The 26,207-nt window shown below is 70.1% G+C and carries 22 protein-coding genes and 3 tRNA genes; 4 read left to right on the top strand and 21 right to left on the bottom strand.

Translation table 11 applies throughout. The annotated features are described in order from the left end of the window. Positions 1-46 precede the first annotated feature (46 nt). The 6 genes from ABD912_RS17170 to rpsB form a co-directional block, all read right to left on the bottom strand. Entirely contained in the window at positions 47-631 is a 585-nt protein-coding gene (locus ABD912_RS17170; RefSeq protein WP_345152707.1) for a DivIVA domain-containing protein, read from the bottom strand. Between the two features lie 121 nt (positions 632-752). Beyond that, the gene (locus ABD912_RS17165) at positions 753-1,709 is read right to left on the bottom strand and encodes a phosphatidate cytidylyltransferase (protein ID WP_345152705.1); all 957 of its coding nucleotides are present in this window, start codon (positions 1,707-1,709) and stop codon (positions 753-755) included. Further along, on the bottom strand, positions 1,709-2,266 hold the full coding sequence (gene frr / locus ABD912_RS17160; RefSeq protein WP_345152703.1) for a ribosome recycling factor: 558 nt from the start codon (positions 2,264-2,266) through the stop codon (positions 1,709-1,711). Before frr ends, ABD912_RS17165 begins: the two co-directional genes overlap by 1 nt. Positions 2,267-2,340: 74 nt before the next feature. After that, positions 2,341-3,093, bottom strand: a complete 753-nt coding sequence (pyrH, locus tag ABD912_RS17155; RefSeq protein WP_345152701.1) for a UMP kinase — start codon at positions 3,091-3,093, stop codon at positions 2,341-2,343. A 180-nt stretch (positions 3,094-3,273) separates the two neighbouring features. Next, positions 3,274-4,113, bottom strand: a complete 840-nt coding sequence (tsf, locus tag ABD912_RS17150) for a translation elongation factor Ts (RefSeq protein ID WP_345152699.1) — start codon at positions 4,111-4,113, stop codon at positions 3,274-3,276. Between the two features lie 120 nt (positions 4,114-4,233). Further along, a complete protein-coding gene (gene rpsB / locus ABD912_RS17145) occupies positions 4,234-5,124 on the bottom strand; it encodes a 30S ribosomal protein S2 (protein WP_345152698.1) in 891 nt (296 codons plus the stop codon). A 659-nt stretch (positions 5,125-5,783) separates the two neighbouring features. Here rpsB and ABD912_RS17140 point away from each other — a divergent pair. Beyond that, positions 5,784-6,167, top strand: coding sequence for a M23 family metallopeptidase (locus tag ABD912_RS17140; RefSeq protein WP_345152696.1), 384 nt, complete (start codon positions 5,784-5,786; stop codon positions 6,165-6,167). Between the two features lie 42 nt (positions 6,168-6,209). Here ABD912_RS17140 and ABD912_RS17135 read toward each other — a convergent pair whose 3' ends face one another. From ABD912_RS17135 to dnaG, 10 genes are all read right to left on the bottom strand, one after another. Beyond that, positions 6,210-7,382 carry a glycosyltransferase gene (locus ABD912_RS17135; protein WP_345152694.1) on the bottom strand — a complete coding sequence of 391 codons (1,173 nt, stop codon included), beginning with the start codon at positions 7,380-7,382 and terminating at the stop codon, positions 6,210-6,212. Positions 7,383-7,574: 192 nt separating this feature from the next. Then, complete coding sequence (locus ABD912_RS17130; RefSeq protein WP_345152692.1) at positions 7,575-9,365, bottom strand: SH3 domain-containing protein; 1,791 nt, start codon at positions 9,363-9,365, stop codon at positions 7,575-7,577. Between the two features lie 337 nt (positions 9,366-9,702). Next, a tRNA-Ile gene (locus ABD912_RS17125) sits at positions 9,703-9,776 on the bottom strand. A 134-nt stretch (positions 9,777-9,910) separates the two neighbouring features. After that, positions 9,911-11,104 carry a glycosyltransferase gene (locus ABD912_RS17120; RefSeq protein ID WP_345152690.1) on the bottom strand — a complete coding sequence of 398 codons (1,194 nt, stop codon included), beginning with the start codon at positions 11,102-11,104 and terminating at the stop codon, positions 9,911-9,913. A 69-nt stretch (positions 11,105-11,173) separates the two neighbouring features. Further along, positions 11,174-12,082, bottom strand: coding sequence for a DMT family transporter (locus ABD912_RS17115; RefSeq protein ID WP_345152687.1), 909 nt, complete (start codon positions 12,080-12,082; stop codon positions 11,174-11,176). Further along, positions 12,070-12,690, bottom strand: a complete 621-nt coding sequence (locus ABD912_RS17110) for a CDP-alcohol phosphatidyltransferase family protein (RefSeq protein WP_345152685.1) — start codon at positions 12,688-12,690, stop codon at positions 12,070-12,072. The genes ABD912_RS17115 and ABD912_RS17110 overlap by 13 nt, the downstream gene beginning before the upstream one ends. Before the next feature lie 221 nt (positions 12,691-12,911). Beyond that, the gene (locus ABD912_RS17105; protein WP_345152683.1) at positions 12,912-13,697 is read right to left on the bottom strand and encodes a phage holin family protein; all 786 of its coding nucleotides are present in this window, start codon (positions 13,695-13,697) and stop codon (positions 12,912-12,914) included. A 208-nt stretch (positions 13,698-13,905) separates the two neighbouring features. After that, positions 13,906-13,981: transfer RNA gene (locus tag ABD912_RS17100), tRNA-Asn, on the bottom strand. Between the two features lie 239 nt (positions 13,982-14,220). Further along, positions 14,221-14,293: transfer RNA gene (locus ABD912_RS17095), tRNA-Asn, on the bottom strand. Between the two features lie 54 nt (positions 14,294-14,347). Beyond that, entirely contained in the window at positions 14,348-16,462 is a 2,115-nt protein-coding gene (gene dnaG, locus ABD912_RS17090; protein ID WP_345152680.1) for a DNA primase, read from the bottom strand. Between the two features lie 120 nt (positions 16,463-16,582). Between dnaG and ABD912_RS17085 the strand changes: the two genes are divergently transcribed. Beyond that, positions 16,583-17,836 (top strand): FAD-dependent monooxygenase, encoded by a 1,254-nt coding sequence (locus ABD912_RS17085; RefSeq protein ID WP_345152677.1) that lies wholly within the window; start codon positions 16,583-16,585, stop codon positions 17,834-17,836. Positions 17,837-17,857: 21 nt separating this feature from the next. On the opposite strand, the gene ABD912_RS17080 is transcribed toward ABD912_RS17085, so the two are convergent. Both ABD912_RS17080 and dusB read right to left on the bottom strand, forming a co-directional pair. After that, complete coding sequence (locus ABD912_RS17080; protein WP_345152675.1) at positions 17,858-19,213, bottom strand: deoxyguanosinetriphosphate triphosphohydrolase; 1,356 nt, start codon at positions 19,211-19,213, stop codon at positions 17,858-17,860. Between the two features lie 22 nt (positions 19,214-19,235). Then, positions 19,236-20,420, bottom strand: coding sequence for a tRNA dihydrouridine synthase DusB (gene dusB, locus ABD912_RS17075; protein ID WP_345152673.1), 1,185 nt, complete (start codon positions 20,418-20,420; stop codon positions 19,236-19,238). A 170-nt stretch (positions 20,421-20,590) separates the two neighbouring features. Between dusB and ABD912_RS17070 the strand changes: the two genes are divergently transcribed. Then, a complete protein-coding gene (locus ABD912_RS17070) occupies positions 20,591-21,223 on the top strand; it encodes a putative glycolipid-binding domain-containing protein (RefSeq protein ID WP_345152671.1) in 633 nt (210 codons plus the stop codon). Between the two features lie 112 nt (positions 21,224-21,335). Then, positions 21,336-22,373, top strand: coding sequence for an LLM class flavin-dependent oxidoreductase (locus tag ABD912_RS17065; RefSeq protein WP_345152668.1), 1,038 nt, complete (start codon positions 21,336-21,338; stop codon positions 22,371-22,373). A gap of 48 nt (positions 22,374-22,421) precedes the next feature. Here ABD912_RS17065 and ABD912_RS17060 read toward each other — a convergent pair whose 3' ends face one another. The 3 genes from ABD912_RS17060 to ABD912_RS17050 form a co-directional block, all read right to left on the bottom strand. Further along, positions 22,422-23,741: a YibE/F family protein gene (locus ABD912_RS17060; RefSeq protein ID WP_345152666.1), complete on the bottom strand. Its 1,320-nt coding sequence runs from the start codon at positions 23,739-23,741 to the stop codon at positions 22,422-22,424. A 10-nt stretch (positions 23,742-23,751) separates the two neighbouring features. Then, the gene (locus ABD912_RS17055) at positions 23,752-24,672 is read right to left on the bottom strand and encodes a GNAT family N-acetyltransferase (RefSeq protein WP_345152663.1); all 921 of its coding nucleotides are present in this window, start codon (positions 24,670-24,672) and stop codon (positions 23,752-23,754) included. A 106-nt stretch (positions 24,673-24,778) separates the two neighbouring features. Continuing rightward, positions 24,779-26,164, bottom strand: a complete 1,386-nt coding sequence (locus tag ABD912_RS17050) for a glycine--tRNA ligase (RefSeq protein ID WP_345152660.1) — start codon at positions 26,162-26,164, stop codon at positions 24,779-24,781. Positions 26,165-26,207: the final 43 nt, after the last annotated feature.

The following is a 26,207-nucleotide window of genomic DNA, read 5'->3' as shown; positions in this document are numbered from 1 at the left end:
GCCCCCGAGCGGGAACCGGCGTCGTGCGGCGCGGGAGGAGCGTGCGTCAGTCGATGGAAGCCATGAGCTCGACCACGCGGTCCAGGAACGCATCCACCTGGCTTTCCTCGTAGCCGTCCTGGCCCTTGGCCTCGCGGAAGGTCACGCTACGGATCGCGTCGACGCTCATCGGCATGTCCTCCTCGAAGTAGCCGATCAGCTGCGCGCACAGGTCGTCCACGTCGTCGATGTTGTAGCTGGGGACGCCGCGGCGGCTGGGGCGGCGGAAGCGCTCCCCCGGTTCGCGGTGCAGGCGGCCGCGAAGGATCGAGGAAAGCCGTCCGACCTGCTGGAGCCAGGCTTCCTCGCCCTCGGTCTGGATCAGGGCGTCGCGCTCGCGCTGGGCGAAGACGTCCTCGAGGCGGTCCAGCGCGCTGTCGACCTCGCGGGCGTTGTAGCCGCCCTTCTGGGGCTCGAAGGCGGTGCGGCGCACCAGGTGGCTGGTCACCACCGTGGAGTCGTCGTCCGTCCCGTTGAACGTCGCGCGGGCCCGCGCGAGGAAGTGCTCCACCTGCTTGACGTTGTAGCCGAACTCCTGCGGGGCAACCCGCTCGAAGGGCGGGGGCGTCTTCTGGGCGTTCTCCTGGCTCACTGACTTCCTTGGTGGATCGGCGGCACACCGGCCTGGGCTTGTATGTGGATCGGATGGGCAGGCCGCGGGGCCCGCCGCCCCCATCATACGCGGGGGCAGGGAGCGTTCCGGGCAGCCGGGGTCAGAGCGCGCCGGGCAGCAGCAGGACCGAAAGGATGTAGGCCACCGGCGTGGCGAACACGATCGAGTCCAGGCGGTCCATGACGCCGCCATGGCCCGGAAGCATGTTGCTCATGTCCTTGATGCCGAGTTCGCGCTTGACCATGGACTCGGAGAGGTCCCCCGCCGTCGCGGCGGCCACCGTGGCGATGGCCAGGACGACGCCGGCCCACCACGGCTGGTGAAGCAGGAACACCGCGGCCAGGATGCCGACGACGACGGCCCCGGCGGCCGATCCGGCGAAGCCCTCCCAGGACTTCTTGGGGCTGATCTTCGGTGCCATCGGGTGCTTCCCGAGGGACGCGCCCACCAGGTAGCCGAAGGTGTCGTTGGCCACCACCAGCAGCAGCAGGGTGGCCACCTTCAGGGCGCCGTTGTCCTCGTTGAACAGCAGCACGCCGAAGCTGAGCATGGTCGGGATCCACAGGATCGTCAGCAGCGAGGCCAGGATCGAGCGCAGCGCCCCGGCTCCGCCCTCGATCAGCCGCCACAGCAGCACCAGGGCGGCGGTGCCGGTCAGCGCGAAGGCGATCGCTTCCTCCCCGCCGTAGTAGGCGGCGAACGGCAGGGCCACGCTGCCCACGGCCAGCGGGACCGGCGGGACATCCGCCTTGTCGGTGGCGAGGGCGCGGGACACCTCCCAGCAGCCGAAGACGCCAAAGACGGCAACGGTGGCCACGAAGGCGAGCGGCACGAACAGCAGGCCGGTGAGGACCAGCAGGAGCAGCACCACCCCGACGCCGATGGCGGCGGGCAGGTTGCGGCCGGCACGGGAGGAGGCTCCGCGGGCCGCGCTGTCCCGGCGGGACGTCCGCAGGGAACGCCGGGAGGCGCCGGAGGGAAGCTCACTCCCCTCCGGCGCCTCCCTCGGGGCGCCCGGTTCCGGCTGGCTCTCCTCCGGTTGGGTCGTCCCGTTCATCAGACTTCCAGCAGCTCGGCTTCCTTGCGCTTGAGCAGCTCATCGATGGCATCAACGTTCTTCTTGGTCAGCGCGTCGAGTTCCTTCTCGGCGCGGGCGCCGTCGTCCTCGCCGACCTCGCCGTCCTTGACCAGCTTGTCGATGGCGTCCTTGGCCTTGCGGCGCAGGTTGCGGATGGCGACCTTGGCGTCCTCACCCTTGCCCTTGACGATCTTCACGTACTCCTTGCGGCGCTCCTGGGTCAGGTCCGGGATCACGATGCGGATGGTCTTGCCGTCGTTGGACGGGTTGGCCCCGACCTCGGAGTCGCCCAAGGCCTTCTCGATGTCGCGCAGCGCGGTGACGTCGTACGGGGTGATCAGGATGGTGCGCGCATCCGGGGTCGCGAAGGAGGCCAGCTGCTGCAGCGGGGTGGGGGTACCGTAGTACTCCACCATCACCTTCGCGTACAGGCCCGGGTTCGCGCGGCCGGTGCGGATCGTCGCGATGTCCTCCTTGGCCGCCTCGATGGAGCGTTCCATCTTGTCCGCTGCTTCGAGCAGGGTTTCGTCAATCACAGTGTCTCCTTCAGGGTCCGGGGCGCGCGGGGCCCCGGGATGGTTCCGGGCTCTGCCTTCATCCTATGCCACGGTCAGACCGTGACGACGGTGCCGATCGCCTCGCCAAGGATCGCGCGGGTTACGTTGCCCTCGCCTTCCATGCCGAAGACCACCATGTCCAGCTTGTTGTCCTTGCACATGGTCATCGCGGTCTGGTCCATCACGCGGATGTTCTTGATGAGGGCCTCGTCGTAGGTCAGCTTTTCCAGCTTCACCGCGTCCGGGTCCTGCTTCGGGTCGGCGGTGTAGACCCCGTCCACGCCGCTCTTGGCCATCAGCACGACGTCGGCGCGCACCTCGAGCGCGCGCTGCGCGGCGACGGTGTCCGTGGAGAAGTAGGGCAGGCCGGCACCGGCACCGAAGATGACGACGCGGTCCTTCTCCATGTGGCGGATGGCGCGCCGCGGGATGTAGGCCTCGGCGACCTGGGCCATGCTGATGGCCGACTGCACGCGGGTCTCGACGCCGGCCTGCTCCAGGAAGTCCTGCAGCGCCAGGCAGTTCATCACCGTGCCGAGCATGCCCATGTAGTCCGCCCGGGAGCGGTCCATTCCGGACTGGCTCAGTTCGGCGCCACGGAAGAAGTTGCCGCCGCCCACGACGATCGCGACCTCGACCTTGCCGACGGTCGCGGCGATCTGCTCCGCGACTCCACGCACGGTGACCGGGTCCACGCCCAGCTTGCCGCCGCCGAAAACCTCGCCGGAGAGCTTGAGCAGAACGCGGCGGCGGCCGCCGACCTCATCCGGAACCGTGTTTTCGAGGGTCTCTTGCGTGGCTTCCATGGTGCCTCCTGTCGCGGTCCGATAGGTCCGCCGTCGTGCTGTGGGATCTGTAAGTCAGGGGTGGGCGGGGGGATCTGTGGCAGGAAAAAGGGGCGGCCACCATGTGGTGGCCACCCCCTTAAACCTGCATCCAAACCTGGATCGGCGGGTGAAACGAGGCCTCCCGCCGTCGTATGTCGCTTAGGAGCCTACGCGGAAACGGCCGAAGGCGGTAGCCTGAACGCCGGCCTCCTCGAGGACCTTTCCGACGGTCTTCTTGGCATCCTTGGCGAAGGACTGGTCCACCAGGACGATCTCCTTGAAGAAACCGGTCAGGCGGCCGTCAACGATCTTGGCCAGGGCGGCTTCCGGCTTGCCCTCGGCGCGGGCGGTCTCGTCGGCGATGCGGCGCTCGTTCTCGACGGTCTCGGCCGGCACCTCCTCGCGGCTCAGGTAGGTCGGAGCCATGGCGGCGGTGTGCACGGCAACGTCGTGGGCGACGGTCTGGGCTTCGGCGCCGGAGCCGTCAACGGCCACGAGGACGCCGACCTGCGCCGGGAGGTCCTTGGAGGTCTTGTGCAGGTACGCATCGACGGTGGTGCCCTCGACGCGGGCGATGCGGCGGACGATGACCTTCTCGCCCAGCACGGCGCCCTCTTCGACGACGTAGTCGCCCAGGGTCTTGCCGTCGACGTCGCTGGCCAGCAGGGAGTCCAGGTCGGCTGCGCCGGAGGAGACGGCGACCTCGAGGACCTTGTCGGCCAGCGCGATGAACTTGTCGTTCTTCGCCACGAAGTCGGTCTCGCAGTTGACCTCGACCATAACGCCCACGGTGCCGTCGATGACCTTGGCGGCAACCAGGCCCTCGGCGGTGGAGCGGCCTTCGCGCTTGGTGGCGCCCTTGAGGCCCTTGATGCGGATGATCTCGATGGCCTTGTCGGCGTCGCCGTTGGCCTCGTCGAGAGCCTTCTTGACGTCCATCATGCCAGCGCCGGTGCGCTCGCGAAGAGCCTTGATGTCAGCGGCGGTGTAGTTCGCCATGTGTAACCCCGTTCTGAGTCGTTCTTAGCTGCTGCGCCGGGGACGTGCCGTGCGGCACGTCCCCGGTTTGGCCGTTTCGGCGGGCCGCATGCGGCCCGCCGAAACGGTGGTTTGGGTTTGCTACTCGGCGTCGGCGGCCGGGGTCTCCTCGGCGGCAGCCGGGGTCTCCTCGGCAGCGGCCGGGGTCTCCTCGGCGGCGGCCGGGGTCTCGGCGGCCGGAGCCTCGGCAGCGGCCGGGGTCTCCTCGGAGCCCTCAAGCAGTTCGCGCTCCCACTCGGCCATCGGCTCGACCGGGGCCTCGGTGTTGCCGGTGGCCTTGTTGTGGCGGGCAATGAGGCCCTCGGCAACGGCGTCGGCGATCACGCGGGTAAGCAGGTTGACGGAGCGGATGGCGTCGTCGTTGCCCGGGATCGGGAACTGGACCTCGTCCGGGTCGCAGTTGGTGTCGAGGATGGCGACAACCGGGATGCCCAGCTTCTTGGCCTCGTCGACCGCCAGGTGCTCCTTCTTGGTGTCCACGATCCAGATCAGCGACGGGGTCTTGGTCAGGTTGCGGATGCCGCCCAGGTTGGACTGCAGCTTGGTCAGCTCGCGCTGCAGGAGGAGGAGTTCCTTCTTGGTGTGGCCGGAACCGGCGACATCCTCGAAGTTGATCTCCTCGAGCTCCTTCATGCGCTGGACGCGCTTGGCAACGGTCTGGAAGTTGGTCAGCATGCCGCCCAGCCAGCGCTGGTTGACGTAGGGCTGGCCGACGCGGGTGGCCTGCTCGGCGATCGCTTCCTGGGCCTGCTTCTTGGTGCCGACGAACAGGACGGTGCCGCCGTGGGCAACGGTCTGCTTGACGAACTCGAAGGCGCGGTCGATGTAGGACAGCGACTGCTGCAGGTCGATGATGTAGATGCCGTTGCGCTCGGTGAAGATGAAGCGCTTCATCTTCGGGTTCCAACGGCGGGTCTGGTGGCCGAAGTGGACACCGCTGTCGAGCAGCTGGCGCATGGTAACGACGGGCATGTCGCTCCTTCCGGCAGTGGCGGACCGGCCCTGAGGGCCGCGGTAACTGCCTGTTTTTTGTCGGTTGACGGCTTCCGTCCCTTGTGGACGGTGCCCCTGGCATCTCGCCGCCGGTTGCCCGTTCCCCGCAGCCGGACCGATGTACCGGACCGAAGGCTGCGCGGCCCAGCCCGCGGGACCGCCAAGGCGGGTGCGGGGTGGATGCGTGATGCGCGGAGTCGGTTCCGCCCGCGGCCTCTCCGGACACGGAGGAGCCACACACGGAACTGCGGTACCAAGTGTACTACAGGCGGATGCGCGCCTTGGACCGGTTTTGCGTCCTCCACAGGCGGCGTTTCCGCGGGCCCCGGGGGCCGGTTTCGGCACCGCGCACGGCGCCGCCCTCCGCTCCCGGCGCGCCGGTCCACCATGGTGGCATGAAGCGCGGGATCGGGAATGCAGGGGTACGGGGCCGCGGAGCCATCGTGGGTCCGGGAATCGCGCGTCCGGGAATCGTGCCTCCGTCAGTGGTCCGCGGCTCCGCGGTCCTTGCACTGGCCGCGATGGTGTCCGGCGCACCCCTGCCGGCGGCTGGAACAACGGTACCGGCGGCCGGGACAACGGTGCCGGCGGGCGCGTGGTTATGGCCGCTCGAGGGCCCGGGAGGGCGTCCGCCGGCCGTGCTGGAGGCGTTCGATCCCCCGGCGCACGACTGGCTCCCGGGGCACCGCGGCGCCGACCTGGAAGCTGCCGCCGGAGATGCCGTGCGGGCCCCGGCGGCGGGGACGGTGGCGTTCGCGGGGACCGTGGTGGACCGGCCGGTACTGACGATCGACCACGGGAACGGGCTGGTCTCCAGCTTCGAGCCGGTGGGCGGAGCCCCTCCGGCCGGAACCGTCGTGGCCGCCGGCGCCGCAATTGGCAGCGTCGGCGCGGGCGGCCACTGCGACGGCCGGTGCATCCACTGGGGGCTGCGCTGGGAGGGTGCCTACATCGATCCACTGGACACCGTGGCCGACCGCCGCCCGTCGGTGCTGCTGCCGGTCCCGGGGGACGAACGATGAGTGTGCAAAGGATGAGTGGGCAGGGACCGGCGGGACCGTCCGCTAAGGCCGCGGCCCCGGTGCCGCTCCTGAGCGTGCACGGGTGGCGTGTCCGGCCAGCGCGCGCCGGTAGACCTCCACCATGGCCGCGGTTTGGCGGCTTTGCAGGAAGTGCCCGGAGCCTGCTCCCCCGAGGTCGGGCCCGGTCCCCTCGCGCAGCTCCGTGACGGCCTGCGCCAGGGTGGCGGCGAGCGCCTCGACGGAATCGTCGCCCGTGGTCCAGTGGCTTCCCTCCGGCAGGTCGGCGGCGATCCGGTGGTCGCTGAGCAGCGACGGCGTCCCCAGCACGAGGGCCTCGAACACCGTCATGCCCTGCGTCTCGAATCCCTGGGAGGTCTGCACCAGGGCATCGGCGTCGCGCAATTCGGCGAGCATCCGGCGGTAGGGCACCTTGCCGCGGAACACGACCTCCGCGTGGGCGATCCCGGCGGCCCGGACCTCGGCCGCGCGGCGTTGGCCCCCGTCGCCGAAGATGTGGATTTCGGCATCGATGCCGGAGCGGTCCACCGCCTCAAGGAAGGGAAGCAGCCGCTTCTCGGCACTGAACCGCCCCACCCAAGCCAACCGGGGGCGGGTCCGGGGGCCGGGTTTCGGGACCCCGAGCAGTTCCAGGGCGACCGCGTCGTCGAGCCCGTTGGAAACGACGTCCACGCTGTCGAAGACCCCCCGTTCCTGCAGGAGCTGGCCGAAGTGGGAGGAGGGGGCCGTCACCCGCTCGGCCCGGTCGGTGAAACGGGCCAGGTACGTCCACGCGTCGCGGGCCGCGGGCAGCCCCGTGTCCAGGAACCGCCGCTGGAGCGCACCGAAGGCGTGTTGGACGAGCCCGGGGAAGGGCATGGTGGCCTCGATACCGACATCGAGCCGGTTGTGCATGGTGTGCACCACCGGGGCGTTGACCGCCGCGGCGAAGCGGTATCCGATGACCGCCTGCCAGAAGTCGGCCTGCACATGCACAACGTCGACCGGTGGCCTGGCCGCCATGGCCCGGTGGAGGGCCCGGTCGGTGGCGCGGCCGGGGACGCAGAGGGAGTACTCCCCCGGCCCCAGCGGAACCGAGGACAGTTCCACGATTCCGTCATCCTTGGGCTGCCGGCCGCGCAGGGCCGGCGACACCAGGGTCACCTGGTGGCCGGACGCCTCAAGGAACTGCCGCTGCAGCCGAACGGAGGTCTGCATACCGCCCAGGGTGTCCGGATGCTGGTCAAGAAACATCGCTACATGCACGTGTCCAGTGTGCCGCATGTACGCGGTGGCGCCGGCCCTGGATGAATGGGCCGGCGCCACCGGCGCGCATATTTGGCTGTCCCTTCCCGCCGGGGCCCCTCCAGGCGCGGGGCCGGGTCGGGTCAGGTCGGTTCGGGCCGGGGCCTACTTGAGGTAGCCGCCGTGGACCCAGCCGACCCTGCTGCCGGCCACCACCTTCCGCCACTTTCCGGACGTGCCGACGATGTACACCACGGCGTTCTTCTTCAGGACCGTCAGCGACTTCTTGGACGTGGCGGCCCCGGTGCGCAGGTGCACGCCGGCGGTCGTGGTTGCCTTGGCGCCCTTGGTGACGGCGGACTTCCTGACCCAGCCAACCTGGCCGCGCTGGCTGATCTGGTACCAGTCTCCGGCGGTGGCCCTGAACGTGACCGCGGAGCCCGACGCCACGGTGCGGACCGCCGCCGCCGAGGAGGAGGCGTAGGAGCGCAGGGTCTGCTTGGACTTCATCATTCCCAGGCCCGAAGCGCTCTTGACCTTGGCGGTACCGGCCTGCTTGATGTAACCGGTCTTGCCGCCGTAGGTGACCTTGTACCAACTGCCGGAGGTCGCCTTCAGCGTGACGACCGCGCCGGAGGGCACGGTCTTGACCGCCTTGGCGCCGGTGGAGGCCGACGCCCGCATCGTCTGCTTCGAGGTGGCCAGTGCCGTGCCCGAGGCCTTCTTTTCGGTGGTGGTCGGCAGCTTGTCGACGTTGGAGCCGGTGGTGTCGACCGAGCCGGAGGAGCCCGACGAGGATCCGGAGGAGGAGCCCGAGGACGATCCGGAGGAGGAGCCCGAGGACGATCCGGAGGAAGCGGTTGCGAGCTTGGCGAGGTAGGCGGAGCTGACCCAGCCGGTCTTGGTGCCGTAGGTGACCTTGCTCCAGGTGCCGCTGGTCCCGGTCACCTTGATCTTGCCGCCCGTGGCGATGATGAGCAGCCGCTGGCCCGAGGTGCTGGCAAGGTCCCGCATGTTCAGGTTGGTCGTCGCCTTGTGCGTCGGGTTCGCGGTGGTGAGGGTGACGGGCTTGGTCGTGGGATCGGACGGGGTGACGTACGGGTGCCACACCCACCCGGAGTAGGAGACGCCCTTCACCGTGGCCTTCACCTGCACGAACTTGTTGCTGTACGCGCCCGGCCAGCTGGTCACCCTGGTGCCGTGCGGCAGCACGACCTTCACCGGCGCGTCCAAGCTGGCGCTGGAGCGCAGGTTCAGGGTGGTGGCCGCGTAGTAGGTGCAGGTGGAGGGGGTGGTGATGTTGTAGACGACCTTGGCCCCGCCCTTGAGGTCCACGCCGCGGGACTTCAGGAACGGCACCGGGTCGATGGCCGTGCCGGTGGAATACCAGGCGTCGTACCAGATGTCGAGGTGCAGGTGCGCCCCGGTCGAGGGACCGGAACTGCCGACCAGGGCGATCTTCTCGCCGGCCTTCACCTTGTCGCCGATCTTGACGTACTTGGTGGCCGTCCACATGTGGTAGTACCCGGAGAACACTCGCCGTCCGCCCACGTTGTGTTCGACCACGATCTGGCCCGAGGCCCCGTTGACCGGGTTGGCCACGCGGGTGACGACGCCGTCGCCCACCGCGTAGATGGCCGTTCCGTCCGTCGCGGCGAGGTCCTGGCCGAGGTGTTCGGTGGTGCCGCCCTGCACGGGAACGCAGCGCGGCCCCTTGGGCGAGGAGTAGTTGTAGGAGCCCGACTTGAGCGGCATGGCCCACTTCGTGGTCACCGGCAGCGAGGAAACGCTGCCGGCCGGGACCGCGGTGGCCACGGACGCCTCCACCCCGGCAAGCGCGGGCCTGGCCACGGTCGAGGCCGACGCCGGAACGGCGACAACGCAGGAGGCCGCCACCACCCCCGCGGCCAGCGTAGTGGACCAAATTTTGGCAAGCGGCATTGACTTCGAAGCCATCGGCTATCCCCCCCATGGGCGTCCGGGGCCTGCGCCTCACGCGCCGGCCCCGCACTACAAACAATTGCCCCAATCGTCACACGAACTACAGGAGTAGCGGAAGAGTTAACGGCCAGCGTCAAGTAGGGGCTGCGGACAATCTCAGGCGTAGCCTGGGCCCGCCTGCCACACCCTATCGGACAACTGTCGAAGTTGGTTACCTTTTCCGCAGCACGCAATGTGCCGGGTTTGGAGGGGCCCGGATGGGAGGGGGCGGGAGTCCGGGACCCGGACGGCCGCCTCCGCGGCAACGAAAAACCCGCCGGATCCGTGGGATCCGGCGGGTTGTCCGCGACTGTAGGGCGACCGGGGCTTGAACCCGGGACCAAGGGATTATGAGTCCCCTGCTCTGACCGACTGAGCTATCGCCCCGCAGGCCGCCCGCACCACACCCGGCGGCACGTAGCGGCGGTTGCAATCCTAGCCGAAAAGCGGATCGCCGGTGGGCTGCCACAAATCACTGGGCAGCGTCGGCGGGCAGCAGATCGCCGGTGCGCAGCCCGCACTCAGTGCGCAGCGAGGAAATCGTCGGCGGTCGCGCCCCGGTAGATCTTCTCGAAGGTTTCCATGGTCTTGTCCTGGCTGTGGGACATCGCCTTCTGGTGCCCCGCGGCACCCATGGCGGCCCGGCCGGCGTCGTCCAGTGCCAGCACGGCGTCCAGCTTGCGGGCCAGTTCGTCGGCGTCCCCGGGCGGGAAAAGGTAGCCGTTGACGCCGTCGTCGACCAGGTGCGGCAGCGCCATCGCATCCGCCAGCACCACCGGCTTGGAGGCGGACAGGGCCTCCAGCGTGACCAAGGACTGCAGCTCGGCGGTGCCGGGCTGGCAGAAGACGTCGCTGCGCAGGTAGGCGCGGCGCAACTCGTCGTCGTCGACGTGGCCGCGGAAGTGCACACGGCCGGCCAGGCCCAGCCCGGCGGCCAGCCGTTCGAGCGGTTCGCGCTGCTCGCCGCCGCCAATGACCTCCAAATGGGCCTGGGGGCTCGCAGTCATGCGGCCCAGCGCCCTGATGAGCACATCGATGTTCTTTTCCACCGCCAAGCGGCCGACAAACAGGACGGTCGGCCGGTCCGGCTTGTCCACGGTCTCCCCCGGGCCCGACTCGTAGTGGCCGGAGTCGATGCCGTTGGACAGCGGGAGGACCTTGTCCAGCCGGGCGTGGCTCATCATGGCGCGGGCGGCCAGGGGCGTGGGGGTGGTCACCACGTCCGCCTTGCCCATGATCCGGCCCATGTCCCGCCAGGAGTTGCGCGCAATGACCCGCTTGAACCAGCCGGGGAAGGGCAGGAACGGATCCAGGTTCTCCGGCATGAAGTGGTTGGTGGCGACGGTGCGGATGCCGCGGCGGCGGGCCCCCGTCAGCGCCGCCTGCCCCACCATGTAGTGGCATTGGGCGTGGACCACGTCCGGCTGGAGTTCGTCGAGGAGGCGGGCCACCGCCTTGTTCGCAGTGTGGGGAAGGCAGACCCGGTAGGTCTCGTGCGTGGGCGCGGCGTGGGACTTCAGCCGGTGGACCATGGCTTCCGGCTGCGCCAGGGTGAAGCCGGGGCCGGGGATGTTGCTCGCCGCAACGACGTGGACCTCGTGGCCGCGCTTGGCCATGGCCGTGGCCAGCCGGTGGCAGAAGACGGAGGCACCGTTGACGTCGGGCGGGTAGGTGTCCGCGGCGATCAGGATCTTCAGTGGTTTCTCACCGGTCACGTGCTGGAGGCTCCTTGTTGTTGTCTGTGTGGCCGCAGGCGGCCGCGGACCGCGAGGTGGGGTCCTGCCCTATCCCCCGGAGACCTCGTGGTCGTGCCGCTGTTCCCGCTGCCGCGTGAGCACGTCGGGATGGTGCCGGGACAAGGCAACGACACCCACGATAGCAACCAAGGCGGCGGCAGCCATGGAGATCGCGATCACGGGGTGCACGTCGGGCCGCAGTTCGCCAAGGATTCCGATGCCGATCGCGATGCCCACCATCGGATCGATGACGGTCAGCCCGGCGATCACCAGGTCCGGCGGGCCACTGGAGTAGGCGTTCTGCACGAAGTACGTCCCGAGCAGCCCGGCCACGGCAATGGCCACGACGGTGTACCAGGACAGGTTGGCCAGGAACTGCCCGTTGGGGTCCATGAGAGCCACGGAGATGGTGCGCACCAGGACCGCCACGAAGCCGAACAGCACGCCGGCGCCGAGGATGTGGAAAATCGCCTTCAGGCGGTGGCGGAAAACCACCTCCAGGCCACCAAAGACCAGGACGGCGAGGGCCAGCAGGAGGACGATCACCAGTTCCTGCCCGCGGCTCACCTGGTGGTTGGGGGCCGTGACGTTGATGGCCAGCACCACGAAGCCGATGCTGCCCGCCATGCAGGCGATGATTGCCAGGACGGTGGGCCGGTTGATCCGGATGTTCTGGTCCCGGGAGTTGACCACGGTGGTGATGACCAGCGCGATCGCGCCGATCGGCTGGACCACGGTGAGCGGGGCGTGCGCCAGCGCGTACACGTTCAGCACCATCCCGATCCCCATCAGCGACAGGCCGAAGACCCAGCGCCGGTTGCCCAAGAGCCGCATCATGCCGCGCGAACTGACGTTCAGTCCGCCACTGGCGGAGCGCACAGCGCTGCTCTGGCGCTGCGTCCCGAAGGCCAGGAAGAAGGCTGCTGCGATGGCGCAACATACCGCTACCCAGGGCATGCTTCTCCGGCGTCCACGGCCTTGGCCTTCTTCCGGGCCTGGACGAGGTACTGGACGGCGGCGATGACATGCAGCACGCAGGCCACGGCCAGAACCACGGTGGCAACAAGGTCTATCTGTTCGCGCGCGACGCTCTCGACCTGGCCGAAAAGCAGCAGGGGCGTGCCGACAAGCAGCATCGCGGTGCGGATCTTGCCCAGCCTGCTGACGGGCAGGTCGGGACTGCCCCGGAACAGGATGAGGGAGTTGACGATCAGCACGAGGTCCGGGATGACGATCGCGTACACCAGCCACGCGGGCGCCAGTCCGGCCAGCACGATCGTCACGGCAACCGCGATCAGCGACGCCCGGTCGGCCAGCGGGTCCAGCCACATGCCGACCGTCGAGATCTGGTTGAACCGCCGCGCGACGTACCCGTCGACCCAGTCGGTGGATCCGAGGAAGGCGAGCACCGCCGTCGCCCACCCGTAGTACGCGGCCGCCACCAGCCATACGAACAGCGGCACCAGCAGGAAGCGCAGCACGGTGATGAGGTTCGGAACCGTCCAGAACGTATCGAGCACGCGGTACTCGATGTCGTCGCGGTGTCCCGCTCCGAAGATCCGCACGGCGTCCCCCTTCCGTTCGCTCGGGCGCGGCGTACATGCCGTCTAACCATGGTGCACGACGCCGGCCCCTTTGCGGGTGCCGGGCACGTGCCGGGCCGGCGCTGCGCGCCGGCCCGTGTATGAGTTTGTGGCGGGTGGCCGTAGGGCTGGTCCGAGGTGCAGTGGCCGCCCGGGCGCCCGTTCACGCCGGCCGGGCCGCCCGACGCCGGGTGGCCCGGCCCCTAGGGACGCAGGAGCTTGCGAAGGAAAACCGCGAGGGCGGCCAGCGAGGCGGCCATGACCGCCAGGGGCTGCCACCGCTCGCGCAGGGCCTTGCCCGCGTTCTGCCCGGTCTGGCCCAACGTGGCGGCGGCGCGGTCGAGGCCCGCCTCCGCGGCGCTGGACGCCTTGTGCAAACCGTGCTTGGCCTGGGTCTTGACGTCGAGCTTGACGCCGAGGTCGTCGCGCAGCCGGGCCATCTGGTGGCGGCGGGCAGCGGAGCGGCGCAGCAGTTCCTCGTAGGGCACCGGTTCCGGCTTCGGTGCCTCCAGGGCCGGCTGCTCCTCCTTCGGCGGCTTGGGCACGTCCAAGGTGGCCGGGTCGAACGCCGTGCCTTCGCGGATCACGCCAAGGTCGTAGCGCAGGCCGCGGATGGCGTCGTCCGGCAGCAGCGGCTTGGCCCGGTTGAAGCGGGCGACGGCCACCAGGGCCAGGATGCCGCCGATCAGCAGGTACAGGGCCGCGAAAAGCAGCGCGGACAGCCAGGCCGGCATCACCGTGGCAACGCCCATGATCGCGGCCACGAGCAGCGCGACCACCATAAAGCACACGAACACCAGCGCGCCGATGGCCAGGCCGGCCACAACACCAACCTTGACGCCCTTGACCTTGAGCTGGGCACTGGCCAGCTGAAGTTCGTCGCTGAGCTGGCTGGGCAGCAGCCGGGAGGCCAGCCGTGCTTGGTCGATCAGGGACGAGGGGGACCCTGCGATCGACGCGTCGAGCCGGTCCGGTCCGGTTTCTGCCATGGTCAGCCTCCATCTTCTGCCGACCCGGGCGGGCCGCCACACCCCAAATTACCATCGACCGATCCGCCGAAGACCACCGGGGAAAGTGCCACGCTGGACACGCCGAAGCCTGCCACCCTCCCGGCCCCTCGGGGACCGCCCGAGCCTCGCCGAAAAACGCCCCGAACGCAAGGAATCCCGCCCCCACCGGGGACGGGATTCCTTGCCTTGGCTCCCCCGACTGGACTCGAACCAGTAACCCTTCGATTAACAGTCGAATGCTCTGCCAATTGAGCTACGGGGGAATGAAGCGATAAGAACTGTATCAGGAAACTTGCCGAATCCCGAAATCGGGGCCGGGCGCCGACCGCCCGGCCCGCCAGCGCCCGGACGGAATGGCCCCGCGCCTCGCGGTTTCTCCGGCCCGGGGACTCTCCCACGACGCGAATCCCTGCCCCGTGACCGTCACGCCCGGGGACCCAAGCAAAAAGGGGCGCAGACGAAGAAAGGCCCCGCACCGTACGGTGCGGGACCTTTCCGAAAGCTCCCCCGACTGGACTCGAACCAGTAACCCTTCGATTAACAGTCGAATGCTCTGCCAATTGAGCTACGGGGGAAGGCAACGCATGAAACTGTACACAACGATGCGCCCCAATGCGAAATCGGCGGTCCTACTCCTCGCGCAGCGCCCGCCGCTGCAGCTCCAGTTCCAGCAATTCCCGGTTGATGGCCTGGAAAAGCTCCGGGTCGGCGGAGGGTTCCATACGCTGCAGCTGGCCCATCTTCTCCGCCTTGCGGTGGTTGATCTGCAGCTCGAAGAGCCGGTTCATGATGTCCCGGCAGTAGCGGGTGAGCGCCTCCATGCTATTGGCCGGCAGCGGCATCACCGCCAGCTCGGACACGAATGCACGCAGTTCCTCCGGCACCTGCTGCCGGATCGACTCCACCCACTGGGACGGGGTGGCACCGGCGGCGCCGGCGGCCCGCACGCCGTCGTGCACCGCAGCGTGCACGGGCTGCACGAACCGGGCCGCGTAGAAGGCCTGCCACTGCTCACCCGTCAGCATGCCGGGCTGCTGCAGGACCACCTCGAGCGATTCGCGTTCCATGCGCGCGACCGGATCGCGCGGGTCCGGACGCTGGAAGACGGGCCGGGGCGGCTCCTGCGCACCGTCGGCGTGGGCCGCGTCGCCGTATGGGGCATCGCGGAACTGGGTATCGCCGTGCCGGTCGCCGGCCTGGCCCTCCCGGAGCGCGACGCCGGCGCCCCCGCGCGTCCGGCCGCCGGCCGCCCCGTGGCTTCCCGGCCGCCCCTGGCCGCCCTGGCTTCCTTGGTTGCCCTGGCTTCCTTGATTGCCATGGGCAACGGGCGCATCGAACCGCCGGGGGCCGGAGGATCCACCGGTCCCCCCGGCCCTGCCGTTCCCGGGGGTACCGCCGTGGCCGGCCTCCCCGCGGGCGCGCTTGACGGCCGCGCCGACCGCGCGGTGGACCTCGTCCATGTCCATGCCCAGCCAGCCGGCCAGTTCGCGCGCGTAGGCAGGGCGCATGGCCGAATCACGGATCCCGGCGATGATCGGCGCGGACGCCCGCAGCGCCTGGACGCGGCCCTCGACGGTGTTGAGGTCGAACCTCTTCAGGCCCACGCGGATCGCGAACTCGAAGAGCGGGCGCTTGGCGGCAATCAGTTCCTTGACCGCCTCCGGCCCGCGGTGCTGGCGCAGCTCGCAGGGGTCGGCGCCGCTGGGCTCGACCGCGACGTAGGTCTGCGCGATGAAGCGCTGGTCCTCCTCGAAGGCACGCAGCGCCGCCTTCTGGCCGGCGGCGTCGCCGTCGAAGGTGAACACCACTTCGCCTCCGGTGCCGTCGTCCTGGAGGAGCCGGCGAGCGATCTTGATGTGGTCCGCACCGAAGGCGGTGCCGCAGGTGGCCACGGCGGTGCCGACGCCGGAGAGGTGGCAGGCCATCACGTCGGTGTAGCCCTCCACCACGATGATCTGGCGGTTCTTGGTGATCTCCCGCTTGGCCAGGTCCACGCCGTACAGGACCTGCGACTTCTTGTAGAGCTGGGTCTCGGGGGTGTTCAGGTACTTGGGGCCCTGGTCGTCCTCGAACAGCTTGCGGGCCCCGAAACCGATCGTGGCCCCGGTCAGGTCGCGGATGGGCCAGATAAGGCGGGCGCGGAACCGGTCGTAGATGCCGCGGTTGCCCTCGGAGAACATGCCGGTCAGCTTCAGCTCGTCGTCGCGGAAGCCCTTGTTGCGCAGGTGCTTGAGCAGCCCGTCCCAGCCCTTGGGGGCGTAGCCGACGCCGAAGTGGGCCGAGGCGTCCTCGTCGAAGCCGCGCTCGGTCAGGAACTGGCGGCCGGTCTGCGCCTCGACGGAGGCGAGCTGCTCGCGGAAGAACTCCTCGGCGAGCTTGTGCGCGTCCAGCAGCCGCTGGCGGCGGCCGACCTCCTGCTTGTTGGGGCCCTGCCCGCCGTCCTCGTAGCGCAGTTCGTAGCCGATGCGCGCGGCCAGGCGCTCCACCGTCTCGCTGAACGTGGAGTGGTCCATCTTCTGCACGAAGGAGATGACGTCGCCGCTCTCCCCGCAGCCGAAGCAGTGGTAGGTCCCGACCTGCGGGCGGACGTGGAAGGAGGGGCTGCGTTCGTCGTGGAAGGGGCACAGTCCCTTGTAGGAGCCGACCCCGGCCGATCGCAGCGTGACGTAGCCGTCGACGACTTCCTTGATGTCGGTGCGTGCCCGGACCTCGTCGATGTCTTCGCGTTTGATCAGTCCGGCCATGGCCTCAATTCTAGTCCCGGCCTCCAAACCGTCTCCGGCCCCCTGCCATCGGTGCGCACCTCCCGGAACGGCCCGGGCACCTGTGGAAGACTCGGAAACCATGAGGGCACTGGTCACACCATGAGGGCACTGGTCATTGGCGCGGGAATCGCAGGGCTCGCCGCGGCGGGAGCATTGGCCCGCGGCGGCTGGGAAGTGGAGATCCTGGAGGCGCGCACGCAGCGGCCGGAGCACCAGGGGATGGCCGACCTGTTCGGCGCCGGCTACGACGCGCTCGAGGCCATCGGACTGCTGCCGGCCGCCTCGGCCCGATCGAGCACGCCGTTTCGGATCGAACTGCAACACCCGGACGGCAGGCCCGGGCCGGGCTACCCCACGGCCCGCTTCTACGGCGCCTTCGGCGGACGGCACCTCAGCCTGCCAGCGGCCGACCTCGAAGCGCTGCTAGAGGATGCGCTGCCGCCCACCGTCCGCCTGCGGCGCGGGTGCGCGCCCGAACGGCTGGAGGCGGACGACGGCGGCACCGCCGCGTGGCTGCCGGATGGCGGTTGCGTGCGGGCGGATGTCCTGGTTGGGGCCGACGGGCTGGGTTCCGCGGTGCGCCGGACCTTCTTCGGCCCGGATGCGGAGTGCGTCCGCGACCTCGGGTTGCGGGTGGCGGACGTCTCGGTGCACGCACCCGGATTGGTGCAGGAACTGCGCGGACGGGGACTGGTGGCCGACGGCATCGGCCGAACCGTGCAGCTGTGCGGGCTGCCCGACGGCCGTGCGATGGGGGCGTTCATCGAACATTCCGCGGCTGCCGCCCGCCCAGGGCGCCCCGACACGGACGCTGGCACGTTCCTGGACGCCTTCACCGGTCTGGCTCCGGCGACGGACAGCCTTCTGGGTCTTCTCCAAAAGTCCCCGGCCCTTCACCAGCCCGCGGTTCCGGATTCCACAGCACCAGATCCCACGGCGTTGGGCCCCGCCTCCGCGGGCGAACCCGAGGCGGTGGCGGCCGCCGTCGTCGAACTCCCCCGCTGGAGCACCGGCCGCGTGGTGCTCATCGGCGATGCCGCCTGCGCCGTGTCGTTCGTCTCCAGCCAGGAGGCCGGCCTGGCTCTGGCCGGGGGCGCGTTCCTCGGTGCCGCCCTGGCACGGACCAGGGCTCCCGAACAGGTGCCCGGCGCCCTGGCGGAGTTCGAACGCCGCTGGCGGCCGACGGTGCGGGGGCCGCAACGGCTGGTCAAGCGGTATGCCCACAAGGCCGTCCCCCGGACCCGGATGAATCTGCTCGATCGCCGCTTCGCGCTGCGCGTGCTGTCGGTGCCCGGAATCGCCCGGGCCAGCGCCCGCCAACTCCTGGGACCCATCCGCGGCCCCGTCAACTAGGACCGGGGAGATGGGCGGGGCTCAGAAGCGGTCGGTGCTGAAGGAGTGCCCCTGGACCAGGGTGGCGTGCCATTCCAGCGCGGAGGCGTCGGTGAGCGAGGCGACCTGGTCGATGACCACGCGCAGCTTGCCGGCGTCGTCGCGGGCGTCGCGCCAGTCCGCGGCGAACAGCGGCTCCAGGTAGCGGTCCCCCGTCTCCTCCAGCAGCCCCACCAGTTCGGCCAAGACGTCGCGCTGGCGCTGGTAGACCGGCTGGCGCTCGTCGGAGGTCATGACGTACGCGGCGGCGAGGCCCTTCATCGCGGCGATCTCATGCTCGGTCGCCAGCGGGACGATCAGGTTCCCGTTGAACCGGGTCAGCGGCTCGGTCCCGTACTCGGCGCGGGTGGCGTCCAGCGCCGATTGGCAGAACCGGCCGATGAACTGGCTGGTCATGTCCTTCAGCGCGGCCATGGACCGGCGGGACCCGTCCGCATGCGGCACCCATTCCTCGGTGGTCTCCAGCCGGCGCAGGGCCAGGTCGATGGTCTCGTCCGCCTCCCCCGGCAGGTACCAGCGCCGGGTGCAGTCGATGACGCGGGCGCGTTGGTCCGGGTCCTTGACCCAGCGCAGCTGGAAGCGGCCGGCCACGATCGCGTCCTCGACGTCGTGCACGGAGTAGGAGATGTCGTCGGCCAGGTCCATGACCTGGGCCTCCACGCATTTCTGGCGCGCTTCCGGCCGCGGACCGAACCGGCCGTCGTCGTTCCCTGAGCGCAACCAGGAGAACACCGGAAGGTCGTCCTCGTAGACGCCGAACTTCCTGGTCGGCTCGCCGGTGCCGTTCAGCGGGGCATCCGCGCGCAGCCACGGGTATTTGCACGCCGCGTCCAGCGTCGCCCGGGTCAGGTTCAGCCCCGCGGAGCTGCCGTTGTGGCGGAAGGTCTTGGTTTCCAGCCGGGTCAGCAGGCGCAGCGTCTGCGCGTTGCCCTCGAACCCCCCGATGTCCTTGGCCAGTTCGTCCAAGGCCTTTTCGCCGTTGTGGCCGAAGGGAGGGTGGCCCAGGTCGTGGGACAGGCAGGCGGTGTCCACCACGTCCGGGTCGCAGCCCAGCGTGGCGCCGAGTTCGCGGCCCACCTGCGCGACCTCCAGCGAGTGGGTCAGCCGGGTGCGCACGAAGTCGTCCGAGTACGGGGCCACGACCTGCGTCTTGGCCCCCAGCCGGCGCAGCGCCGAGGAGTGCAGCACGCGGGCGCGGTCGCGCTCGAAGCTGGTCCGGTACGGCTTCTTCGGCGGTTCCGGGACCCAGCGCTCCTCGTCGTAGGAGGTGTAGCCGGGGATCACCTTGGCCCTGGTGTCCGGGGATGCGGTCCGGGGTTCTCCCAGGGGTCCATTCATCAGTGGTCCGTTCATCGGCTCCCTATCCGCCGGAGACGTCCAGCTCGGCGGCGGCGATCATCGCCTTGTGGTTCTCGTCCATGTCGCGGCTGGTGAGCCAGCCATCCGGCAGCGCCGGGCGCTTCGGGGAGCCGGCGCGGCCGCGCGGGCCCTCGGCGTCCGGTCCCGGGTAGGGAGCGGCGTGGTCCAGCTGGTCCAGCAGCCCGCGCAACACCTCGAGCGTGGGGACCGCGGCCAGGGCGGCACGCAGTTCCCCGCCAACGGTGTAGCCCTTGAAGTACCAGGCCACATGCTTGCGGATGTCGCGCAGCGCCTGCCCCTCGTCGCCGAAGTAGTCGCACAGCAGCTCGGCGTGCCGGTAAAAGGTTTCGGCGACCTTGCCCAGCCCCGGACGGTAGCGGGTTCCGCTGCCCTCGAAGGCGGCCTGCAGGTCCCCGAACAGCCACGGACGGCCCTGGCAGCCGCGGCCGATGACCACGCCGTCGACGCCGGTCTGTTCGACCATGCGCAGCGCGTCCTCGGCGCTCCAGATGTCGCCGTTGCCGAGCACCGGCACGTCCGGAAGGGCCTCGCGCAGTTCGGCGATGGCGTTCCAGTCGGCCTGCCCGGAGTAGAACTGGCTGGTGGTGCGCCCGTGCAGCGTCACCGCGGCCACTCCGTGGTCGCGCGCGATCCGGGCCGAGTCGAGGAACGTGAGGTGGTCCTCGTCGATGCCCTTGCGCATCTTGATGGTCAGCGGGATCCCGCCCTTGGCCGTTTCCGTGGTGGCCGCCTTGATGATGGAGCGAAACAGCTCCGTCTTCCACGGCAGTGCCGAGCCGCCGCCCCTGCGGGTGACCTTGGGGACCGGGCAGCCGAAGTTCAGGTCGATGTGGTCGGCGCGGTCCTCCTCGACCAGCAGGCGCACCGCCGCCCCGACGGTCTTCGGGTCCACGCCATAGAGCTGGACGGAGCGCACTTTTTCGTCCTCGTCGTGGGAGATGATGCGCATCGATTCCTTGTTGCGCTCCACGAGGGCCCGGGAGGTGACCATCTCCGCCACGTAGAGGCCCCCGCCGTACTCGCGGCAGAGTCGGCGGAAGGCCTTGTTGGTGATGCCCGCCATGGGCGCCAGCACCACGGGCACGTCGATGGTCAGGTTGCCCAGCTTCAGCGGGGGCAGCTCGAGTTTCGCGGGGGCGGAGGATTCGGGGGCGCTAACGGTCACCCCTCCATTGTCTCAAAGGTCGGCAAATCGCGCGGCGCGCCCTGTGGAAACCGGTCTCCGCGGAGCGCCCCGCCCCTCCCGGCGGAGCCCCCTGACCAAGTGCCGGCCCAATTGCCGGCCCAATTGCCGGGACGGTTTCCGGGACGGGCCCGTGCCCCTAGGGTGGATCCATGCGGCCAAACGCATCTGCGGAGACCTACATCTGGCGGGGCACGGACGATCCGGGCCGCCTCGACACCGCCGTGGCGCACTTCGAGGGGGAGCGGCTCAGGGCCCACGGGACCTCCCTTACCTCCCGGCACTCCTCCAGTTGGGCCCTCACCACCGGGACAGACCTGGCCACCGGGACAGAATGGGCGACCCGCACGCTGGCGGTGGCCGTGAACGGCGACGGCTGGTTCCGCAGCCTGGAACTGCGCCGCGGCGTGGACGGGTGGTCGGCGACGGCGACGGCCGGCGGCAATGCAGGGCTTCCGGCGCCGGGCCTTGCGGAGCCGGAAGCCCTGGCGGATGCCCTCGACTGCGACCTGGGACTGTGCCCGCTGACCAACACCATGCCGATCCGCCGGTTCGGGCTGCACACCGGGGCCGGGAGCACGCCGGCGCTGACCATGGCATGGGTCGAAGTCCCCAGCCTGCGGGTGCTGCCCAGCCGCCAGATGTACCGGGGGCTCGGCAACGGCAAGGTCGAGTTCCGCTCTGCCGATTCCCGCTCGGGGGACGGCGGGTTTTCCGCCGAACTCACCGTCGACCACGACGGAATTGTGGTCGACTACCCCGGCCTCGCCGCGCTGGTGCGCTGAACCGCCAGGGTACGGCCCGGTACGGCCGGGTACGACGGCGGCGGGACGGCCGCGGCGGCCTACCGCGGCGGGCCCGGGTGCGGGAGGATCAAGCCTGAAAGGATGTGCGGCCATGAAGAAGATCGGTTTCCTGTCCTTCGGCCACTGGAGCGACGCCCCGCGGGCGCGGGTGCCCGACGGCGGCGAGTCGGTGCGCCAGACGGTGGCGCTGGCCGTCGCGGCGGAACGGCACGGGTTCGACGGCGCCTGGGTGCGGGTGCACCACTTCTCCCACTCGCTCTCTGCCCCGTTCCCCCTGCTGGCGGCCATGGCGGCACGGACCACCCGGATCGACGTGGGCACGGCCGTAGTGGACCTGCGCTACGAAAACCCCCTGTACATGGCCGAGGAGGCCGGCATCGTCGACCAGCTCAGCCGGGGCTCCTCGGGGCCGGGCCGGCTGCAGCTGGGCATCGGGCGCGGCTCCCCGGAGGAGGCGGCGGACGGGCAGGAACGGTTCGGGTATTTCCTGGAGGAGGGCCAGACCTGGTCCGAGGTGGCCCGGGAGCGGGCCGCCCTGTTCCGCAAGGCCATTTCCGGCGCGGGCGTGGCGGTGTCCAACCCGCTGATGACCCACGGGACGCCGGCCCGGCTGCCGGTGGCGCCACTGTCCCCGGGACTGGAACACCGGATCTGGTGGGGTGCCGGGTCGCGGGCCGGCGGGGTGTTCGCCGGGACCGAAGGCATGAACATGGTCAGTTCCACGCTCATGCTTCAGGATGACGGGCGCCCGTTTCACATTCAGCAGGCGGACCAGATCACGGCCTACCGGGAGGCGTACGCCGCGTCGGGGCTGGACACCGGCGGGCAGGCCGCGGTGGTGCGCACGGTGTTCCCGCTGGTCAACGGGGACGACAACCGCGTCATCGGGCAGCTGCGCGAAACCGAGGACACGGTCGGGCGCCTCGATGGCGGGCCGGCGCGTTCCGGGCCCGCCATCACCGGCCCGCCCGCGGAGGTCGCGGACCGCCTGGCCGAGGACGACGCCGTCGGCGCCGCCGACTACGTGCTCTTCGCCCTGCCCAGCCAGTTCGGCATCGACTACTGCAGCGACCTGATGGCGAAGCTGGCGCGCGTCGCCCACGACCTGGGCTGGAAGGGCCAGCCGTAGCGGCCCGCCCCCAGGCCCATCCCACAGGCACGGCGGCCGGCGTCGGGCTCAGGCCCCGCGGTGGACCTCGGGCACCGGCACCGGCGCGCGCCCGGCGCTGCGCCGTCCCCCGGAAGCGCCCCTGCCGTTGCCCTTCCCGGTGCCTGGCCCCACGGCCTTGACCACGGCCACGGCGACCGCCGTGGTGACCGGAATCGCCAGCACCAGGCCGATCGAACCGACCAGGGTGCGCACCACCTCCTCGGCGAGTTCCCCCGAGGTGAGGGAATCCAGCAGCGAGCGGTCGTACAGGCCCACCAGGATCAGCACCGGCAGCGCGGCGCCGGCGTAGGCGAACGCGATCGTGTAGACGGTGGAGGCGATGTGGTCGCGGCCGATGCGCATGGCGGAGCCGAACAGCTCGCGCGCGCTGGAGTTCGGGGACAGCTCGGCCAGTTCCCACACCGCGGAGGACTGCGTGATGGTGACGTCGTTGAGCACGCCCAGCCCGGCCACCAGCAGCCCGCACAGGATCACCCCGGACAGCTGCAGCTGGGGCACCCCGTTGATTAGGGCGTAGGCGGTGTCGTCCCCGACGCCGGTCAGGTAGGCGGCGTCGGTGGCCCACGCGGCCAGCAGGGCGGTGACGGCCAGCCCGAAGAGGGTGCCGATCAGGGCCGTGGAGGTCCTTGCGGAGAAGCCGTGGGCGAAGTACAGGACCGCGATCATGATCACCGTGGACCCCACCAGTCCCACCAGCAGCGGGGGCTTGCCCTCCACCAGGGCCGGCAGCATAAAGGCCGACAGCACCGCGTACGCTCCCACGAGTCCCAGCAGGGCGCGGAATCCGCGCCAGCGCGCCACCATGCACACCACCGCCGCGTAGACCACCGCCAGGAGCAGGATCGGGGCGGTGCGCACGAAGTCGACGAACACGTAGGGCGCCGCCGAGCCGGTGTCCGCCCCGCTCAGGTCCAGGTAGCGCACGGTGTCCCCGGCCTGGACCCCGCGCGCGGCGACGATCTCCGGGGGGACCTCCACCGGGATGGCGGTGCCGCCCGCGGAGGGCAGGACGTAGGAGACCTCGCACTGCTGCGGGGTGCCGCCGGCGGCCGCGGTGTTCCCGGACGAGGGGCAGGTTTCGGTCACCGTGCGCTGGACGGTGCCGGTGGCGAAGACGACGCCGGACGCCGTCGAGTACGGGTCGTTCAGGGTGACCCTGTCCGCCCCCGAAGCCGGCCAGAGCAGCGCCATGCCCAGGCACGTGGCCAGGGCCACCGGCAGCAGGATCGCGGCGAGGATGGCCCGGGCCCGGCGGCGCTGGAGGGGATCCAGCGCCGGCGCGCCGTGGCCATCATGGGCGTGGCCATGGGCGTGGCCGTGTCCCACGCGCCCGCCCCTAGGCGGTGGCGACGATGGTGGTCGTGGTGACCACCGTCGCCTGTCCGGCGGCGACCAGCTCGTCCACCAGCTGGGCCAGCGGAACCATCGAGTCGTCCACCTCCAGCTTGACCGGGTACTGGTGGACCAGCATCGCCAGCAGGCCGCGCACGGCCTCGCGGGCCTCGGCCTCCGGCAGCGCCGGATCCCAGCCCAGCAGCACGTCGGCCGGGGCATCCACGCGCGCCGGCTCGTAGCTGAGCGCAAAGGAGAGGATCTTCCCGCCCTTGTCCTTGGGCTTGTCGCGCAGCACCACCGCGCCCTTGGCTCCGGTGGAGTCGCCCAGCAGCATGGCCTGGGCCCGGCCCAGCGTCATCTCCGCGCGGTCCCACCCGTGCAGGGCGTTGTAGTAGTCGGCCACCAGCCGGGTCAGCTCCACCGAGCCGGTCGCGGCCGCCTCCAGGGTGAGGCCGTCGTCGTCGAACACCGGCAGCTTCAGCGACTCCGGTTCCACCACCACGTCGCGGGCGCGCTGGATCGGCGCCTGGCCCAGCGACGCGGCGAAGCCGGCGGCCGCGCCGCCGTCGTCCACCCCGGCGGCGAACGTGTACCGGGACTTCAGCGCGGTCACGCCCGACGGCGGGACCTCCGCGCGCAGCAGGTTCGCCATCTCGGTGGCGATGCCCTGGCGGCGGTGCTCGGGGGCGACCTCGGCGTAGAACCAGAGCCGGTCCGGGTGCAGGCTGGATTCGAAGACGACGGCGGCCGCGACCGGCACGCCGAGGTCCTCGCCCACCACGCAGCGGGCCCACGGGTCCTCGCTGGAGGCGCGCAGCATGGTGCGGTCGATGTGCGCCTGCGGGGTGGCCGGGTCTCCCCACAGCTGCAGCAGGGCGAGGTCGTCGCCGTCCTGCCAGGGGCGGTAGGTCAGGTTGCTCATGGTGTCTCCAAACATGTTGGGGGCTGAAACGGACCGAGCCTGCCGAGGAGGTCTCGGCAGGCTCGGCCTTCGGGAATGCTGGGGTGACCGGGGCCGCGCCTTTTTCCTAGGCGCCGATCAGGCGGGCGGCCAGGTAGGACTCGACCTTGTCCAGGGAGACGCGCTCCTGGGACATGGTGTCGCGTTCGCGGATGGTCACGGCGTTGTCCTCGAGGGTGTCGAAGTCCACCGTGATGCAGAACGGCGTGCCGATCTCGTCCTGGCGGCGGTAGCGGCGGCCGATCGCCCCGGCGTCGTCGAACTCGATGTTCCAGTGCTTGCGCAGCCGGTTGGCCAACTCCTTGGCCTTCGGGGAGAGTTCCTCGTTGCGGCTCAGCGGCAGCACCGCGGCCTTGACCGGAGCCAGGCGCGGGTCAAGGCGCAGGACGGTGCGCTTGTCCACGCCGCCCTTCGCGTTCGGGGCCTCGTCCTCGACGTAGGCGTCCACCAGGAACGCCATCATGGAGCGGGTCAGGCCGAAGGACGGCTCGATCACGTACGGGGTGAAGCGCTCGCCGGTGGCCTGGTTGAAGAAGGACAGGTCGGTGCCGGAGGCCTTGGTGTGGGAGGAGAGGTCGTAGTCGGTGCGGTTGGCCACGCCCATCAGCTCGCCCCACTCGGAGCCCTGGAAGCCGAACTTGTACTCGAAGTCGATCGTGCCGGCGGAGTAGTGGGCGCGCTCGTCCTCGGGGACGTCGAAGCGGCGCATGTTCTCCGGGTTGATGCCCAGGTCGATGAACCAGTTCCAGCACCCTTCCACCCAGTCCTTGAACCAGTGGTCGGCGTCCGCGGGAGCGGTGAAGAACTCGATCTCCATCTGCTCGAACTCGCGGGTGCGGAAGATGAAGTTGCCCGGGGTGATCTCGTTGCGGAATGCCTTGCCGATCTGGCCGATGCCGAAGGGGGGCTTCTTGCGGGAGACGGTGAGCACGTTGTTGAAGTTCACGAAGATGCCCTGGGCGGTCTCCGGACGCATGTAGTGCAGGCCGGCCTCGTTGTCCACCGGGCCGAGGAAGGTCTTGACCAGGCCGGAGAACAGCTGCGGCTCGGTCCACTGGCCCTTGGTGCCGCAGTCCGGGCACGGGATCTCGCTCATGCCGTCCTGCGGCTCGCGGTTCTTCTTGGCGACGAACGCCTCGATCAGGTGGTCCTGGCGGTGGCGCTTGTGGCAGGAGGTGCACTCGACCAGCGGATCGGTAAAGGTGGCGACGTGGCCGGAGGCCTCCCACACGGCCTTGGGCAGGATGATGGAGGAGTCCAGGCCCACCATGTCCTCGCGTCCACGCACGAAGGTCTGCCACCACTCGCGCTTGATGTTTTCCTTCAGCTCGGTGCCGAGCGGTCCGTAGTCCCACGCCGAGCGTGAACCGCCGTAGATCTCACCGGCCTGGAATACGAAGCCGCGCCGCTTGGCGAGGGAGATTACCTGGTCGAGCTTGGACTGGGGTGCCATTTCAACTCCATGGGTGTACGAGGCCGCTGGTTGCGGTCCGTGC

It is taken from the genome of Arthrobacter ginkgonis (genome assembly GCF_039540195.1).
Lineage (GTDB): Bacteria > Actinomycetota > Actinomycetes > Actinomycetales > Micrococcaceae > Zafaria > Zafaria ginkgonis.
Note: the sequence above shows the minus strand (reverse complement) of the source record. Positions and strands in the feature narration are given on the sequence as shown.

Excerpts from the sequence above, each read along its gene's own strand:
- ABD912_RS17165 (WP_345152705.1), bottom strand. The coding sequence starts at position 1,709 with ATGAACGGGACGACCCAACCGGAGGAGAGCCAGCCGGAACCGGGCGCC.
- pyrH (WP_345152701.1), bottom strand. The coding sequence starts at position 3,093 with ATGGAAGCCACGCAAGAGACCCTCGAAAACACGGTTCCGGATGAGGTC.
- tsf (WP_345152699.1), bottom strand. The coding sequence starts at position 4,113 with ATGGCGAACTACACCGCCGCTGACATCAAGGCTCTTCGCGAGCGCACC.
- rpsB (WP_345152698.1), bottom strand. The coding sequence starts at position 5,124 with ATGCCCGTCGTTACCATGCGCCAGCTGCTCGACAGCGGTGTCCACTTC.
- ABD912_RS17135 (WP_345152694.1), bottom strand. The coding sequence starts at position 7,382 with ATGCAGACCTCCGTTCGGCTGCAGCGGCAGTTCCTTGAGGCGTCCGGC.
- ABD912_RS17130 (WP_345152692.1), bottom strand. The coding sequence starts at position 9,365 with ATGGCTTCGAAGTCAATGCCGCTTGCCAAAATTTGGTCCACTACGCTG.
- ABD912_RS17115 (WP_345152687.1), bottom strand. The coding sequence starts at position 12,082 with ATGCCCTGGGTAGCGGTATGTTGCGCCATCGCAGCAGCCTTCTTCCTG.
- ABD912_RS17105 (WP_345152683.1), bottom strand. The coding sequence starts at position 13,697 with ATGGCAGAAACCGGACCGGACCGGCTCGACGCGTCGATCGCAGGGTCC.
- dnaG (WP_345152680.1), bottom strand. The coding sequence starts at position 16,462 with ATGGCCGGACTGATCAAACGCGAAGACATCGACGAGGTCCGGGCACGC.
- ABD912_RS17085 (WP_345152677.1), top strand. The coding sequence starts at position 16,583 with ATGAGGGCACTGGTCATTGGCGCGGGAATCGCAGGGCTCGCCGCGGCG.
- ABD912_RS17080 (WP_345152675.1), bottom strand. The coding sequence starts at position 19,213 with ATGAATGGACCCCTGGGAGAACCCCGGACCGCATCCCCGGACACCAGG.
- ABD912_RS17070 (WP_345152671.1), top strand. The coding sequence starts at position 20,591 with ATGCGGCCAAACGCATCTGCGGAGACCTACATCTGGCGGGGCACGGAC.
- ABD912_RS17065 (WP_345152668.1), top strand. The coding sequence starts at position 21,336 with ATGAAGAAGATCGGTTTCCTGTCCTTCGGCCACTGGAGCGACGCCCCG.
- ABD912_RS17055 (WP_345152663.1), bottom strand. The coding sequence starts at position 24,672 with ATGAGCAACCTGACCTACCGCCCCTGGCAGGACGGCGACGACCTCGCC.
- ABD912_RS17050 (WP_345152660.1), bottom strand. The coding sequence starts at position 26,164 with ATGGCACCCCAGTCCAAGCTCGACCAGGTAATCTCCCTCGCCAAGCGG.